We start from the raw sequence: 13821 nt of genomic DNA, 5'->3' as shown, positions 1-13821 counted from the left end.
CTGCGAGACGCACAACACCGACTCCGAATCGCTAGGCTGAGAGTCAGCTTGTTCCCCCCGCAAGGCAATGTGAGCGGCCCGCGCTATCACCAGCATTTCGTGAGGCGGCCTGCAGGCTTAGTCGGGAGCGTGGCTGAGATGCATCGGACAGGGTCGCCCGATGGCCACGATAATCACAGGGGAGAGCCGCAAATCGGCCATTGGCGAGCCCCGAGCCCACCCGAATCGGAGCGCCGTTTAGAGGTCGTTAGGCGAATCGGCGTGCTATCGTCATGTCCGGGCCGCCTCACTGTCCGGCGTACCAAGGAGACTTGCCCGATGTTGATGAGCGTGATTGCGCGCCAGTGCGAATCTGTTGCGTTGCCCGAGCTTGCGGGCGCCCGCGTTCTCATGACCGGTCTGACGTCTGCGTTTGGCTTCGACATCGCCCGCACCTTTGCCGACCGCGGTGCGCACCTCATCCTTCAGTCGCCGGAGGAAAGCCCGGAGATGACCGAGCTCGCGGCGGTGCTCGCCGAGAGCCCTGCGGAGATCCGGCTCTACAACACGCCGCTCGAGACGGAGGAGCAGGCTACGCGTCTCGTTCAGTCCGTGGCGCAGGAGGTGGGCGGCTTCGACGCCGTCATCAATCTGGCGCTGGTGCACGCGGAAGCGGTTGGGCGCCTCGAGACGTCGGGCGATGTCGAGACGCTGATCTCCGACACGCTGCGCTTGCCGCTGCGTCTCACCGAGGTCGCCGCCAACCGCATGCGACTGGTGTGGGTCGAGGGCTCGATCCTCAACGTGGTGCGCGTCGAGGAGGCCGCCGGCGGGCGCGCCATGATGTTCGCTGACATCCTGCGGGCCGAGCTTGCTGCGCTGACACGCGGACTGGCAGCTCAGTGGGCAAACGACGGCATTCGCGTCAACGCCGTCGCGCCGCCGTCCTCGATCGCCGCCATGGGCGGAGACGCGCAGGCCTCCGACGCGGATCTTGCAACGGTCGCGCTGGAGCTCGCAAGCAACAAAGGCCGCAGCATCTCGGGTTATATCCTCGACGCTGCGGGTGCTGCACGGACTTGGTGCTGAGGCGAAAGCTTACTGCCCGACCTGAGCCTTGAGCTCTTCGTAGCGCTTCTGCGCCGTGCCGGCCGGCTTGTAGCTCTCGAGCTGATCCTTGTTGGGCAGCTCGTCGCCGGCCACGATGAGCGCGATCATGCCCATCGGATAGTGTGGCATGCATTTGATGCCGTAGACGCCAGGCTTCTCGATCTTGAGCACGATCTCTTCGTTGAGCTTGCCCTTGAACTCTTCAGCGCCTTCCGGCCAAAGCTTCGGGATCGCCTCGGCATTATGTCCCTTGGCTGTCGGGATGAACTTCACCGTGTCACCGACCTTCGCCTTGATGAACCCCGGCTCGAACAGCATGAACTTGCCCTTGCCGTTGGTATTGAGCATCTTGACTTCGTGCTCCTCGGCGGACGCGGGGCTCGCGAATACGGCGGCAAGCAGAAGAGCAGCGGCGGCGCGGCCGAAACGTGAGGTCATGATTCCTCCTTACAGGTTTCTGAAAAATTCTTGATCATGGAAGTATAGAATTAGCGGTGCGCTGTCAAACGCTGTTGTGACGCGCTGTGACGATCCGCGCGCGGCTGCCTCACTGACAACGGTGAATGACGCGTAGGGGCCTGCCGTGTAGTCTTTTGCAAGGACAGTATCGGGAAGGTGCGGCAATGGCAGAGCGGTTGCGCGACCAGATCCGAGCCGCGTGGCAGGCAATGGCGCCGCGTCTCAGGCGTGTGGTCGTACACGGCCTCGTGGCGCTGCGCGCGCTATGGTATCTGATCCGCCCGCCGTTGAGCTTTGCGCTTCAGGTCGTGGCCGCGCTTATCCTCCTCTTCGAGGAGTGGGGCTGGCGGCCACTGGTCCAGGCGCTCGCCTATCTCACGCGCTTTAAGCTCTGGCAGCGGATCGAGCTGTTCATTGCCGGCTTGCCGCCTTATGGCGCGTTGGCCGCGCTCGCATTGCCGACCTCGCTTCTGTTTCCGCTGAAGTTCGTCGCGGTCTATCTCCTCGCCACCGGTCAGGTGGCGGCCGCGAGCCTTCTGTTCATCGGCGCCAAGATCGCGTCCACCGCGCTCATCGCACGCATCTTCCTGCTGACGCGTCCTGCGTTGATGCAGATCGGCTGGTTCAGGACCGCCTATGACATCATCATGCCGTGGAAGGAAGCGCTGTTCGAATGGATCCGCGCGTCGTGGGTCTGGCGTTACGGCCGGATGCTCAAGACACGCGTGCGCATCGAGATCGCGCGCGCATGGATGCGCCTGAAACCGCGGCTCGAGCAGGCGGCTGGCCGCATCCGGCTCGCGCTTGCGCGCGCCATTGGGCGCGCGTAAGGCGGTCGCATGGTCCGCGGGCCTTCTGGGGCGTCTAGGAAGGCAGGCGTGTCACGAACTCATGCCGGCCATAGCCCTGCAGGTAGAGTAGTGCAGTGAGATCGCCGTGCGCGATCACCGCGCCATTGGCGGAAGCACGCGCCTGCGCGGCGAGAACCGGCTTGGCATGGAACGCAACGCCGAGCCCGGCAGCCGCCAGCATCGCGACGTCGTTGGCACCGTCGCCGACGGCCACCACTTGCGAAGCATCGATGCCGCCCTCGTCGATGAGCCGTTGCGTGGTCTCGGCCTTGCCTTGTGGGCCGAGGATGGGCTCGCGCACGAGGCCCATGAGCTGCCCGCCCTCGATTTCGAGCACGTTGGCGTGCACGGCATGGAAGCCGAGCGAAGCCGCGATCCGCTCGGCGAAAACCGTGAAGCCGCCCGAGACCAGCGCCGTCCAGGCTCCGTTCGCGCGCATGGTCGCAAGCAGCGTCTCCGCGCCCGGCGTAAGAGTGACGCGCTCCAGGATCTCCTCGAGCCGGTGCGCCTCGAGCCCCGCAAACAGAGAAACGCGCTGCACGAGCGAGCCTTCGAAATCGAGCTCTCCGCGCATGGCCGCTTCCGTAACGGCAGCGACCTCCGCGCGCCGTCCCGTGAGATCCGCGATCTCGTCGACGAGCTCCTGCTCGATGATCGTGCTTTCCATGTCGGCGACGAGCAGTCGCTTGCGCCGCAGCGCGGCGTTGCCTCTGACGACGTTGACGTCGATCGGCGCCGGGCCGATCGCGGCCTCGATCGCCTCGCGCCGGCTGGTCACGTCATCGGTGGCGAGATCGATGCGCGCTTCCCACGCCTCGCCGGGCGAAAGCCAGCGCGCATCTGCCGGCACACCGCCGAGAACGCTGAGGGCCGCCTCCGTCACGGCGTCGGTGATCGCAGCCGATGCCGGCGCGGCCGTCAGAACGAGCGTGTAGGGATCGTGCATCGAAAATCGGGTACTCGGCAGATAATGCGGAAGGGAGCCGGCTCGGCTAGAAAGCGGGCATGACGTATCCTGCCCCCATACTGATTGCAGGGCCGACGGCCTCGGGCAAGTCTGCGCTCGCTCTGAGCCTTGCCGAGCGCCTCGGTGGTATTGTGATTAACGCCGATGCCATGCAGGTTTATCGCGAGCTGCGCGTCTTGACCGCGCGGCCGAGCGAGGACGATGAGCGCCGTGCGCCGCACCGCCTCTACGGCCACGTGCCAGGGCGAGAGGCCTATTCTGCGGCGCGATATGCAACTGAAGCGCGCGCGACCATCGCCGAAGCCGAAGCGGCGGGCCGCATCCCGATCGTGGTTGGCGGCACAGGCCTTTACTTCAAGGCCTTGGTTGAAGGGCTTTCGCCAGTCCCGTCCATTCCGGAGTCCATTCGCGCACACTGGCGTGCCCGTGCGAGCGAGGAGGGAGCCGCCGCGCTGCACGAGATGCTGAAAGCCCGCGACCCCGAGATGGCGGCGCGCCTCCTGCCGACCGATCCGCAGCGCATCGTGCGCGCGCTCGAAGTCCTTGACGCGACGGGCATCTCGCTCGCGCGGTGGCAGGAGCAGCCGGGCGAGCCGGTCGTCGCCGTGCGCGAGGGGCACGCGATCGTCGTGTCGCCCGAGCGAGACGAACTGCGCCGGCGCTGCGATGCACGCTTCGACGCCATGATGGACGCCGGCGCGCTCGATGAGGTTCGCGCGCTCCTGGACCAGAAATTGAGTCCCGAGCTGCCCGTCATGCGCGCCCTCGGCGTGAAACCCTTGGCCGAGCTTTTGGTGGGGAGGCTGGACTTGGAGGCGGCGGCCGAGGCCGCCAAGGCGGAGACGCGCCAATACGCAAAACGGCAGCTCACCTGGTTGCGCAGAAATATGATTACGTGGAAATGGATAGATACGCAAGAAACGGAAAGTTTTGCCGCAAGTTTAGTAGATTTTATTAAATCTAAAGCTTGACCCTGCATCTTCCGCCCCCTAGGTTCCCGGCTTCCAGACACCCTAGGGAACGGCCGTCCGGCAGTGATGCGCGGGGAGCGGCTAACGCAATTTGTGCGGCATGCGGAGACTTCAATGGCACGGACGATGACGGGCGCCGAAATGGTGATCAAGGCGCTCCAGGATCAGGGCGTCGAGCACGTTTTCGGCTATCCGGGCGGCGCCGTGCTGCCGATCTACGACGAGCTGTTCCAGCAGGATAAGGTGAACCACATCCTGGTCCGCCAGGAGGGCGGTGCACTGCACGCTGCGGAAGGCTATGCGCGTTCGACGGGCAAGGTCGGCGTCGCGCTCGTCACCTCCGGCCCCGGCGCCACTAATGCCGTCACCGGGCTCGCAGATGCGCTCATGGATTCCATCCCACTGGTGTGCATCACCGGCCAGGTGCCGACGCACCTGATCGGCAACGACGCGTTCCAGGAATGCGACACGGTCGGCATTACCCGCCCGTGCACGAAGCACAATTGGCTGGTCAAGAACATCAACGACCTCGCGCGCATCCTGCACGAGGCGTTCTATATCGCCAAAGCCGGCCGCCCTGGCCCGGTCGTGATCGACATCCCGAAGGACGTGCAGTTTTCGACCGGCAACTACGTCGGCCCGTCGAACATCGCGCACAAGACCTATAAGCCGCGCGTCAAGCCGGAGCCGACCGCCGTGCGCGATGCCGTGGAGCTGATGGCCTCCGCCAAGCGCCCCGTATTCTACACCGGCGGCGGTATCATCAATTCGGGCCCCAAGGCCAGCCAGCTGCTGCGCGAGATCGTGCGGCTCTCCGGCTTCCCCATCACCTCAACGCTGATGGGCCTCGGCGCGTATCCTGCGTCCGACAAGCAGTGGCTCGGCATGCTCGGCATGCACGGCACCTATGAGGCCAACATGGCCATGCACGACTGCGACGTGATGATCAACATCGGCGCCCGCTTCGACGACCGCATCACGGGCCGCGTCGATGCCTTCTCGCCGGGCTCGCGCAAGATCCACGTCGATATCGACCCGTCGTCGATCAACAAGAACATTCACGTCGATCTGCCGATCGTCGGCGATTGCGCCTACGTGCTCGAGGAGATGTTGCGCGTCTGGAAAGCCAAGGCGCCGCAACTCGACAAGGCCGCGCTGAAGTCGTGGTGGAAGGACATCGACGGCTGGCGCGCCAGGAAGTCGCTTTCCTACAAGAACTCGACCGACTTCATCATGCCGCAGTATGCATGTCAGCGGCTGAACGAGCTGACCAAGGATCGCGACGTCTACTTCACCACCGAGGTCGGCCAGCATCAGATGTGGGCTGCCCAGTTCCTCCACTTCGAGGAGCCGAACCGCTGGATGACCTCCGGCGGCCTCGGAACGATGGGGTATGGCCTGCCCGCCGCGATCGGCGTGCAGATGGCGCATCCGAAGTCGCTCGTCGTCGATGTGGCAGGCGACGCCTCGATCCTGATGAACATCCAGGAATGCTCGACGGCCGTTCAGTATGATCTGCCGGTGAAGGTGTTCATTTTGAACAACGAGTACATGGGCATGGTGCGTCAGTGGCAGCAGCTGCTGCATGGCAATCGTCTGTCGCACAGCTACACCGAGGCGCTTCCCGACTTCGTGAAGCTCGCCGACGCCTACGGCTGGACCGGCATGCGCTGCGACCACCCCGCTGATCTCGACGACGCCATCCGCGAGATGATCAACACCAAGGGGCCGGTGATTTTCGATTGCCGTGTCGCAAAGCTGGCCAACTGCTTCCCCATGATCCCGTCCGGAAAAGCGCACAACGAGATGCTGCTCGGCGAGGACGTCTCCGACGAGGAGGTGTCGAAGGCGATCGGCAAAGAAGGAAAGGTACTCGTGTGAGGAAAACCGGCCGCCTCCGTTCATCCGCAGTTTCGCTCTCCGCCGCTGCTTTCTGTGCAGCCGGCAGCATGGCAGCGTGGGCAGCGGGCGAGGCGCCGGCGATAGATCAGCCCGAGACGGCCGGCTGGGATCAGGTTGCGAGCATTCGCGGCGCGGCGGAGCGGCTTGGCCGCCTGCATCGCGCGAAGGGCGCCAAGGCGGCCTACGAGCTGATCGACAACTGCTACAAGACCCATAGCCTCTCGTCGAAGTATGGCGAAGGTTTCGAGTCCTGCATCGCGCAAGACTACCTGGAGACGCGCACGTTGGTGCAGGTCTACTCCCGCATGCCGCCAGAGATGCTCGAAAAGCACGGCGTGCCCTCGCCGCAGATGCTGGCCGAGAGCATGGGCAAGCGCATCTCCATGGCGTTCGGCCAGTACAAAAAATCTCAGGCCTACGCCGACAACGTGAAGCGCATCGTCGACGAGCACGGGCTCCCCGTGTTCCTCGCCCTCGTTTTCCCGGAAGCCGTCAAGGCGGTCCAGGACAAGCAAGCGAAAGAGAAAGAAAAGAACGAGCCCCGATGATCAACCCAAACCCACAAACCCATTACGCGGGTCCCGCCTTCAAGCAGGAGGTCGAGACTCGGACGCTGTCCGTGCTCGTCGACAACGAGCCGGGCGTTCTCGCGCGCGTCATCGGGCTGTTCTCTGGCCGCGGCTACAACATCGACAGCTTGACGGTGACCGAGACCGAGCACGAAAAGCACCTGTCTCGCATCACGGTCATCACGCGCGGCACGCCCGCCGTGCTGGCGCAGATCAAGCATCAGCTCGAGCGCCTGGTGCCCGTTCATCGCGTGCGCGATTTGACTTCGGAGGGCGTTTCCCTCGAGCGCGAGCTGGCACTCGTCAAGGTGGTCGGCAAAGGCGACAAGCGCCTCGAAGCGCTGCGCATGGCGGAGATCTTCCGCGCCCAAGTCGTCGACACGTCCACCGAGCATTTCGTCTTCGAGGTCACGGGCAAGCCGAGCAAGATCGAGACCTTCATTAACCTCATGACGGAGTTGGGGATGGTCGAGGTTGCGCGCACCGGCATCGCCGCCATCGGGCGCGGGGCGGCCGCGATGTAACCCCCGAGCCAGAGAGCCTGAAAGCCCTTGTTCTTCAGGCACCGCGCGTCTTCGCCGTTGAAACGGCGCCGATCCGCGGTGTAACGTCCGCCCGCCTTCCGGAAGCGCCCGCTCTTCAGTCCGTCTGGGACGTCGGCCTCGCGCTTTCCACCCACCTTTTAATGTTCAAACCGCAAGAGAGACCGATGCGCGTCTATTACGATCGTGATGCCGACATTAATCTGATCAAGTCGAAGAAGGTTGCTATCGTCGGCTATGGCAGCCAGGGACGTGCCCATGCGCTGAACCTGAAGGATTCCGGCGCCAAGGACATCCGCATCGCGCTGAAGCCCGGCTCCGCGACCGCCCAGAAGGTCGAGGCCGACGGCTTGCGCGTCCTGTCCGTTGCCGAGGCGGCCTCTTGGGCCGACCTCATGATGATGGCGACGCCGGACGAGCTCCAGGCCGACATCTACCGCAACGAGATCGCGCCCAACATCCGGGACGGCGCGGCGGTGGCGTTTGCGCACGGCCTCAACATTCACTTCAACCTGATCGAGCCGAAGTCGACGGTCGACATCATCATGATCGCGCCGAAGGGCCCGGGCCACACCGTTCGCGGCGAGTACCAGAAGGGCGGTGGCGTACCGTGCCTGATCGCGATCCATCAGGATGCTTCGGGCAACGCCCACGATATCGCGCTCTCCTACGCTTCGGGCGTCGGTGGCGGCCGCTCCGGCATCATCGAGACCACGTTCAAGGAAGAGTGCGAAACAGATCTCTTCGGTGAGCAGGCCGTTCTCTGTGGCGGCCTCGTGGAGCTCATTCGTGCCGGCTTCGAGACGCTGGTGGAAGCCGGATACGCCCCCGAGATGGCCTACTTCGAATGCCTGCACGAGGTGAAGCTGATCGTCGACCTCATCTACGAAGGCGGCATCGCCAACATGAACTACTCGATCTCGAACACCGCCGAGTGGGGCGAGTACGTAACCGGCCCGCGCATCATCACCCCCGAGACGAAGGCAGAGATGAAGCGCGTCCTCGCTGACATCCAGACCGGCAAGTTCACGTCCGAGTGGATGCAGGAGTACAAGGCCGGCGCCGCGCGCTTCAAAGGCATTCGCCGCCTGAACGACGCACATCAGATCGAGGAGGTCGGCACCACGCTGCGCGCCATGATGCCCTGGATCTCCAAGAACAAGCTGGTCGACAAGGGCCGCAACTGATCGAGAGCCGCGGACGTTTCGCGGCCTCCCTGCCCGTCACGCAAGCCCGCCCGTTGTTGCGCAAAGTCCGCGCTCTCCGGGCGGGCTTTCGCGTTTCGAGGATCGGCTTCTGGAAAGCCTGGCCGTTTGGGGGCATGCTGACCTTGCGCAAGCAACTAATACGGGGAGTGTAACCATGAAACGCGCAATCATCTCGTTGGGTCTGGCGGCTGTCATGGCTGTCGTTGGCACACTGGCGTTCGATGCCCTGAAGGGTCCCGAGCAGCAGGCTGCGGTTGCCGCCAAACCCGGCCAGAAAACCTGCAAGGCCAAGACCAACGCCGGCAAGCTGAAAACGTGGACCTGCGGCTCGAACCAAGCCTGTTGCGTCAACCGCGCCCTGGATCTCTACGTTTGCGGCTATCCGGGACTCGGTTGCCTCTAAGGCGTCCTGCCGCTCCCCGATATGGGGCTGTCTCGTATCGGGGACGCTTCTTCGCCGGAGGTGCGTTCGGCGTCGCGCCAAGGTGAACATCCCGTTAACGACAAGCCTTTGGTGACCTTAGAAAACCGGAATCTGTTGCCTACCAATTGTGTCAAGCAATTATCAGTTCGGAAACCGTTGACGTGGGACAACAGCCGGCCTCTCTGAAGCCTTCCCAGGCCGGTGTCGCCGACCCAGACGGTCAAGAGCAGCTCGCATACGCCACCATCGGGAGATGACACGGTGAGCGGCAAGAGCACACGCGGCCGGAGCGTTGAGAGCCGGCTCAAGGACGTCGAGCACGAAATTCTTGTCGGGGTTGCATCTGGCGAGAATCTGGCTGACGTCATGAGTTTGATGTGTCGGCGCGCGGAAGAGATCGCGCCGAACGCCATTTGCTCTGTTCTCCGGGTCGACAACGCGAGGCGCCTGCGCCCGCTCGCTGCACCGTCGCTGCCCGACGCCTATTCCCAGAATATCGATGGTATCGAGATTGGCCCTATGGTGGGCTCCTGCGGCAGCGCGGCGTACCATGGCGTCGACGTCGAGGTGGTCAACATCAACACCGATCCGCGCTGGGCGCCCTACAAGCAGCTCGCACAGGCCTTCGGCCTCAAGGCGTGTTGGTCGAGCCCGATCAAATCGCACGATGGCCGGGTGGTTGGCACGTTCGCCTTTTACTCGCGGCGCGCCCGACGCGCGAGCCGCATCGAGCGGCTCATCGTCAGTCGCTGCGTTCATCTTTGCGCCGTCGCCATCGAGCATTGGGAGGCCCAGGGCCGTGTCCGTCAGCTCGCCTATACCGATGCCCTGACCGGCCTCGGCAACCGGGCGCTGCTCGCCGAGCGGTTTCCCGATATCCTCAAGCGTGCAAAGGCGCTCGGTAGCGAGGTTGCGACTTTCTATGCGGACCTCGACGGTTTCCGGAGGCTGAACGCTGAGCGCGGTCACAAGATCGGCGACCAGATCCTCGTTGCCGTCGCCGATCGCATCCGCAGCAATTTTCCGGATGCCGATCTGGTGGCGCGGCTCGGGGCCGATGAGTTTTTCCTCGTGACGACGGGCAGGGCTGCCGAAGGTGACTTCGAGCACACGGCTGAGGCTCTGAGCCGGTCGGTCCGCGAGCCTTACCGTCTGGGTCCGGACACCTTGCTCCACGTCGGCGTAGGCATCGGCATTGCGCGTTTCCCTCTCGACGGCACCGATCTCGACGCACTGATGGGCCGGGCAGATGCGGCCCTGCGCGAGGTGAAGAGCTCGGGCCGGCCTGGCTACGCGTTCTATACGGCCCGCCTGGATGCCGAGACGCGTGCGCGACAGGCATTCGAGCGCGATGTGGCCGCTGCGGTTGGTGCGGGCCAGCTCTCCCTTGTCTTTCAGCCGCAGGCAGATGCCGCGACATGCAAGGTGAAGGGCTTCGAGGCGCTGTTGCGCTGGCAGCATCCGATCCACGGCTTCGTGCCGCCATCCAAGTTCATTCCGGCAGCCGAAAGTTGCGGCGCCATAGAGGAGATCGGCGCCTATGTGTTGCGCCGCGCGCTGGCTGAGGCGGCGCGCTGGCCCTCGCACCTGCGCGTTGCCGTCAACGTTTCGCCGGCGCAGATCGTGCACGCGGATTTTGCCGCGCTCGTCGAGCAGGCGCTGCTCGAAACGGGCGTCGCACCCTGGCGCCTCGAGATAGAGGTCACGGAAGGCCTGTTCATTCGCGACCCGGATGCGGCGCTTGAGACGCTTGAGAAGCTCAAAGGGCAGGGCGTGACCGTCGCGATGGACGACTTCGGAACCGGCTATTCGTCGCTCTCGACGCTTCGGTCGTTTCCGTTCGATCGTATCAAGATCGACCGGAGCTTTATCGTCGACATGGTGAGCAACCACGACGCAGCGGCCATCGTCAACACGATAATGGGGCTCGGCCGCGCCATGGGGCGCATCGTCGTGGCGGAGGGCGTGGAGACGGCAGCGCAACTCAAGCAGCTTCAGGAGCAGGGCTGCAACGAGATCCAGGGCTTCCTGATCGGCAAGCCGATGCCGATCGCGTACTACAAGGACGTCACGACAGCCGAGTATCCCGTGCAGCCACGCACGGCTTCGGTCTCGGCCTTTGGAATGTGAGAGCTGGCCCGCTGTTGCCGAGCCTCAATCCCCGTCCCCGAACGAGGCGACGCGGTTTCTTCCCCTCGACTTGGCGTCATAAAGCTTCGCATCCGCCCGTTGCACGAGATCCTCGCCCGTGTCTCCGGAGCGGTATTCGGCGACGCCAAACGAAGCCGTGAGCTGTCCGATCTTCTGGCTCGTCTCGCGGATCGTGAGCCGCTTGCTTTCGAATTGGAGCCGGATGCGCTCTGCAATCGAGATGGCGACGGTCTGATCGGTCATCGGAAGAATGATGGCGAACTCCTCACCGCCATAGCGGATCACGGTGTCCGCCTCGCGGAGGTTCTGTTCGATGACGCGCGCAAACATCTTGATCAGCTCGTCGCCGATCTGGTGCCCGAAAGCGTCGTTGACGCGCTTGAAGTGGTCGATGTCGCACATGATGAGAGAAAGCGGCTGGGAGCGCTCGTCGCTCTCCTGGATGGCCCTTCCCATCGTGGCGTCGAACTGGCGGCGATTGCCGGTGCCGGTGAGCGGATCCTTGAGCACCACCTGCTGCACATGGTTGAGGCTCGAGCGCAGTGTCAAAATTTGGCTATGCGAGTCCTCGAGACTCAACTTGAGCTGTTCGGAATCGCGCCGCATGCGTTCGTTTTCGGCCACCAGCAGGCTCACGATAACACGCACCTGCTCGGCCTCAGAGAGCCCGGAAAGCCGGGCCTGCGCGTTCGCGAGCGATTTCGCGTAGCTATCGTTCGTTGCAATGTGCGCGCGAATGAGGCCCAGAACCCGCGCCAGTTCCTGCTCAAGATTGCGCCCCGCCCGTACGATTGCAGCTGAGGGGCCGGTGGCTGCGAGGTCGGGAATGAGACGCGCCATTCCAGTCACGCCGAGCGCAAGAATTCCGATCGCCGCGAAGGCAATCAGCCCCAGGCCGAGAAAAGCAACCGCGTTATAGTGCGTCGCGATCACCGTCCCCGAACCATCCGTGTGCGTTGAAGTCAACGTCCGAAGCGGGGCGAGGTTGAGATCGGATGCTATGGCAAGCACCACTAGCGCCGCCGCGACAACGGCTGCGCCGACCCCGAAAATGGTGCGCTGGACAAGGGTCAGGTCTCGAATAGAGATCATGAGGGCACTTTGAGCGACACCCTGCAAGGGCAACAGAGATAGCTAAAAACTATGTCTTATTGGTCCATTCTGACATGTGATAAAATAGACCATAAGTCGTAAGACGAAAATCGTCAGACGACAGCCTGACAATTTAAAACTCAGACAGTGACGAAATTGGTGTCGCTGATCGCGCAGCCAACAGACGTTTCTTCAGGTAGGCTCTAAATCAACGCCGGCACACGCGGACATTGTAAATGTCGGCAGACTAAGTGATTCGCGGTTACGTCGGAAGAAAACTCCATGCGCGGGCGATCCGCAGCCTAAGAGGGAAATATTCTCTTAGGTAGTCGAAGCACGAGCAGGGGAGACAGAGCCTATCGACCACGCGATTGCGCGCTCGAGGCGATCGTTTCCCCAAAACAGCTCGCCGTCGGGAGCAATGAACGTCGGCGCACCGAAAATGCCGAGGTTCGCCGCGTAGTCCGTCTCCGCGCGCAGTCTGTCCTTTACCTCTGTGCGCTGGGCCTCCTCGATATAGAGACGTCCGTCGCCGCCGCAGCGCGCGACGACGCCCTCGATCACGGAAGTCTCCGCGATGGGGTGGCCGCGGGTGAATGCCTCACGAAACACCTCGACGCAATAGTCGCCAATCCAGTCTTGATCCGCGGCGGCAACTGCAACGCGGGCAGCGAGGAGGCTGCTTTGCGGGAAGGGATCCGGCTGCACGAGTGGCAGGTCGAGATCGGCGCAGATGCGCGCAAGATCGCGCCACATGTAGCGCCCCTTGCTCGGATAGATGTTGAACGGAGACGTGTTCCAGCCCTGGGCCTTGAAGATGGCGCCCAGCATGAAGGGGCGAAAGCGGACGGCGACACCGGCCGCGTCCGCGAGCGGCCGAATGCGCTCGGCGGCGGGATACGAATAAGTCGACCCGAAATCGAACCAGAAATCGAGGTGCGACGCGCTCACGGCAATGGACCTCCTTGCAGCTGGGCCACGAGATCGTAGCCGATCGGCAACACGCTCGCGATGAGCAGCAGCGCCATGGCGATGTTGAAAGCACGAATGTGGGCGGGGCTGTCGATGAGCCGGCGCATCAGGTTGCCGAACGCGGCCCACGCACTGAGCGAGGCCAGCGCGACAACGAGGAAAACGCACGCAACCCACGCCAAGCTCGCGGTTGGCGCATCGGGCACCGAGAAGACGGCCGTTGCCGATAGCGCGATAGCCCACGCCTTGGGGTTGACCCACTGAAACAGCGCGCCCGTCACAGCCGAAAGCGGCTCGGCGGCACGCGAGTCCGCAGCCCCGAAGCTTGGCGCGCTACACGCGACCTTCCAGGCCAGCCACAGCATGTACGAGAGGCCAAGCACCTTCGCGGCAGTATGAAAACCAGGACTCGAACGGATGATCGAGCCTAGTCCGATGCCGACTACAATCAACATCAAAGCAAACCCGAGGCTGATGCCCGTCACCAGAGGCAGCGAGCGGGACACGCCATGGTTGAGCCCGGACGTGAGAACGAGCAGGTTGTTGGGACCGGGCGTAATGGAGGCGGCGATTGCGTATCCGACGAGCGAAAGCGAAAGTTCGGGCGGCATCAGGACCACAGCT

At 63.6% G+C, this 13821-nt stretch carries 14 protein-coding genes; 9 read left to right on the top strand and 5 right to left on the bottom strand.

Going from position 1 to position 13821, the window contains the following annotated elements; translation table 11 throughout:
- The first annotated feature begins 324 nt into the window (after window positions 1–324).
- Window positions 325–1068, top strand: a complete 744-nt coding sequence (locus tag CS1GBM3_RS19750) for an SDR family NAD(P)-dependent oxidoreductase (RefSeq protein WP_072393765.1) — start codon at window positions 325–327, stop codon at window positions 1066–1068.
- 9 nt (window positions 1069–1077) lie between these two features.
- Here the strand turns inward: CS1GBM3_RS19750 and CS1GBM3_RS05855 are convergent, their stop codons facing one another.
- Complete coding sequence (locus CS1GBM3_RS05855) at window positions 1078–1527, bottom strand: pseudoazurin (RefSeq protein ID WP_072392616.1); 450 nt, start codon at window positions 1525–1527, stop codon at window positions 1078–1080.
- Window positions 1528–1712: 185 nt separating this feature from the next.
- On the opposite strand from CS1GBM3_RS05855, the gene CS1GBM3_RS05850 reads away from it, so the two are divergent.
- On the top strand, window positions 1713–2378 hold the full coding sequence (locus CS1GBM3_RS05850) for a hypothetical protein (protein ID WP_072392613.1): 666 nt from the start codon (window positions 1713–1715) through the stop codon (window positions 2376–2378).
- A gap of 34 nt (window positions 2379–2412) precedes the next feature.
- On the opposite strand, the gene serB is transcribed toward CS1GBM3_RS05850, so the two are convergent.
- A complete protein-coding gene (serB, locus tag CS1GBM3_RS05845) occupies window positions 2413–3345 on the bottom strand; it encodes a phosphoserine phosphatase SerB (RefSeq protein WP_072392610.1) in 933 nt (310 codons plus the stop codon).
- Window positions 3346–3404: 59 nt separating this feature from the next.
- Here serB and miaA point away from each other — a divergent pair, with 59 nt between their 5' ends.
- The 7 genes from miaA (at window position 3405) to CS1GBM3_RS05810 (ending at window position 11112) form a co-directional block, all read left to right on the top strand.
- Window positions 3405–4337, top strand: a complete 933-nt coding sequence (gene miaA / locus CS1GBM3_RS05840) for a tRNA (adenosine(37)-N6)-dimethylallyltransferase MiaA (RefSeq protein ID WP_072392607.1) — start codon at window positions 3405–3407, stop codon at window positions 4335–4337.
- A gap of 114 nt (window positions 4338–4451) precedes the next feature.
- The gene (locus CS1GBM3_RS05835) at window positions 4452–6218 is read left to right on the top strand and encodes an acetolactate synthase 3 large subunit (protein WP_072392605.1); all 1767 of its coding nucleotides are present in this window, start codon (window positions 4452–4454) and stop codon (window positions 6216–6218) included.
- 68 nt (window positions 6219–6286) lie between these two features.
- Window positions 6287–6787: a hypothetical protein gene (locus tag CS1GBM3_RS05830; protein ID WP_072392602.1), complete on the top strand. Its 501-nt coding sequence runs from the start codon at window positions 6287–6289 to the stop codon at window positions 6785–6787.
- A complete protein-coding gene (gene ilvN, locus CS1GBM3_RS05825; protein ID WP_072392599.1) occupies window positions 6784–7332 on the top strand; it encodes an acetolactate synthase small subunit in 549 nt (182 codons plus the stop codon). Before CS1GBM3_RS05830 ends, ilvN begins: the two co-directional genes overlap by 4 nt.
- Window positions 7333–7517: 185 nt before the next feature.
- Complete coding sequence (gene ilvC, locus CS1GBM3_RS05820; RefSeq protein ID WP_072392597.1) at window positions 7518–8537, top strand: ketol-acid reductoisomerase; 1020 nt, start codon at window positions 7518–7520, stop codon at window positions 8535–8537.
- Between the two features lie 175 nt (window positions 8538–8712).
- Complete coding sequence (locus tag CS1GBM3_RS05815) at window positions 8713–8961, top strand: hypothetical protein (RefSeq protein ID WP_072392594.1); 249 nt, start codon at window positions 8713–8715, stop codon at window positions 8959–8961.
- A gap of 282 nt (window positions 8962–9243) precedes the next feature.
- Complete coding sequence (locus tag CS1GBM3_RS05810) at window positions 9244–11112, top strand: putative bifunctional diguanylate cyclase/phosphodiesterase (protein ID WP_072392591.1); 1869 nt, start codon at window positions 9244–9246, stop codon at window positions 11110–11112.
- Window positions 11113–11136: 24 nt separating this feature from the next.
- Here the strand turns inward: CS1GBM3_RS05810 and CS1GBM3_RS05805 are convergent, their stop codons facing one another.
- The 3 genes from CS1GBM3_RS05805 to CS1GBM3_RS05795 form a co-directional block, all read right to left on the bottom strand.
- The gene (locus CS1GBM3_RS05805) at window positions 11137–12225 is read right to left on the bottom strand and encodes a GGDEF domain-containing protein (protein ID WP_083567133.1); all 1089 of its coding nucleotides are present in this window, start codon (window positions 12223–12225) and stop codon (window positions 11137–11139) included.
- A gap of 321 nt (window positions 12226–12546) precedes the next feature.
- The gene (locus CS1GBM3_RS05800; protein WP_072392588.1) at window positions 12547–13176 is read right to left on the bottom strand and encodes a 2-hydroxychromene-2-carboxylate isomerase; all 630 of its coding nucleotides are present in this window, start codon (window positions 13174–13176) and stop codon (window positions 12547–12549) included.
- Entirely contained in the window at window positions 13173–13808 is a 636-nt protein-coding gene (locus tag CS1GBM3_RS05795; RefSeq protein WP_072392585.1) for a LysE family translocator, read from the bottom strand. Before CS1GBM3_RS05795 ends, CS1GBM3_RS05800 begins: the two co-directional genes overlap by 4 nt.
- Between the last annotated feature and the right edge of the window lie 13 nt (window positions 13809–13821).

The sequence above is a fragment of the Hyphomicrobium sp. CS1GBMeth3 genome (assembly GCF_900117455.1).
Classification (GTDB): Bacteria; Pseudomonadota; Alphaproteobacteria; order Rhizobiales; family Hyphomicrobiaceae; genus Hyphomicrobium_C.
Note: the sequence above shows the minus strand (reverse complement) of the source record. Positions and strands in the feature narration are given on the sequence as shown.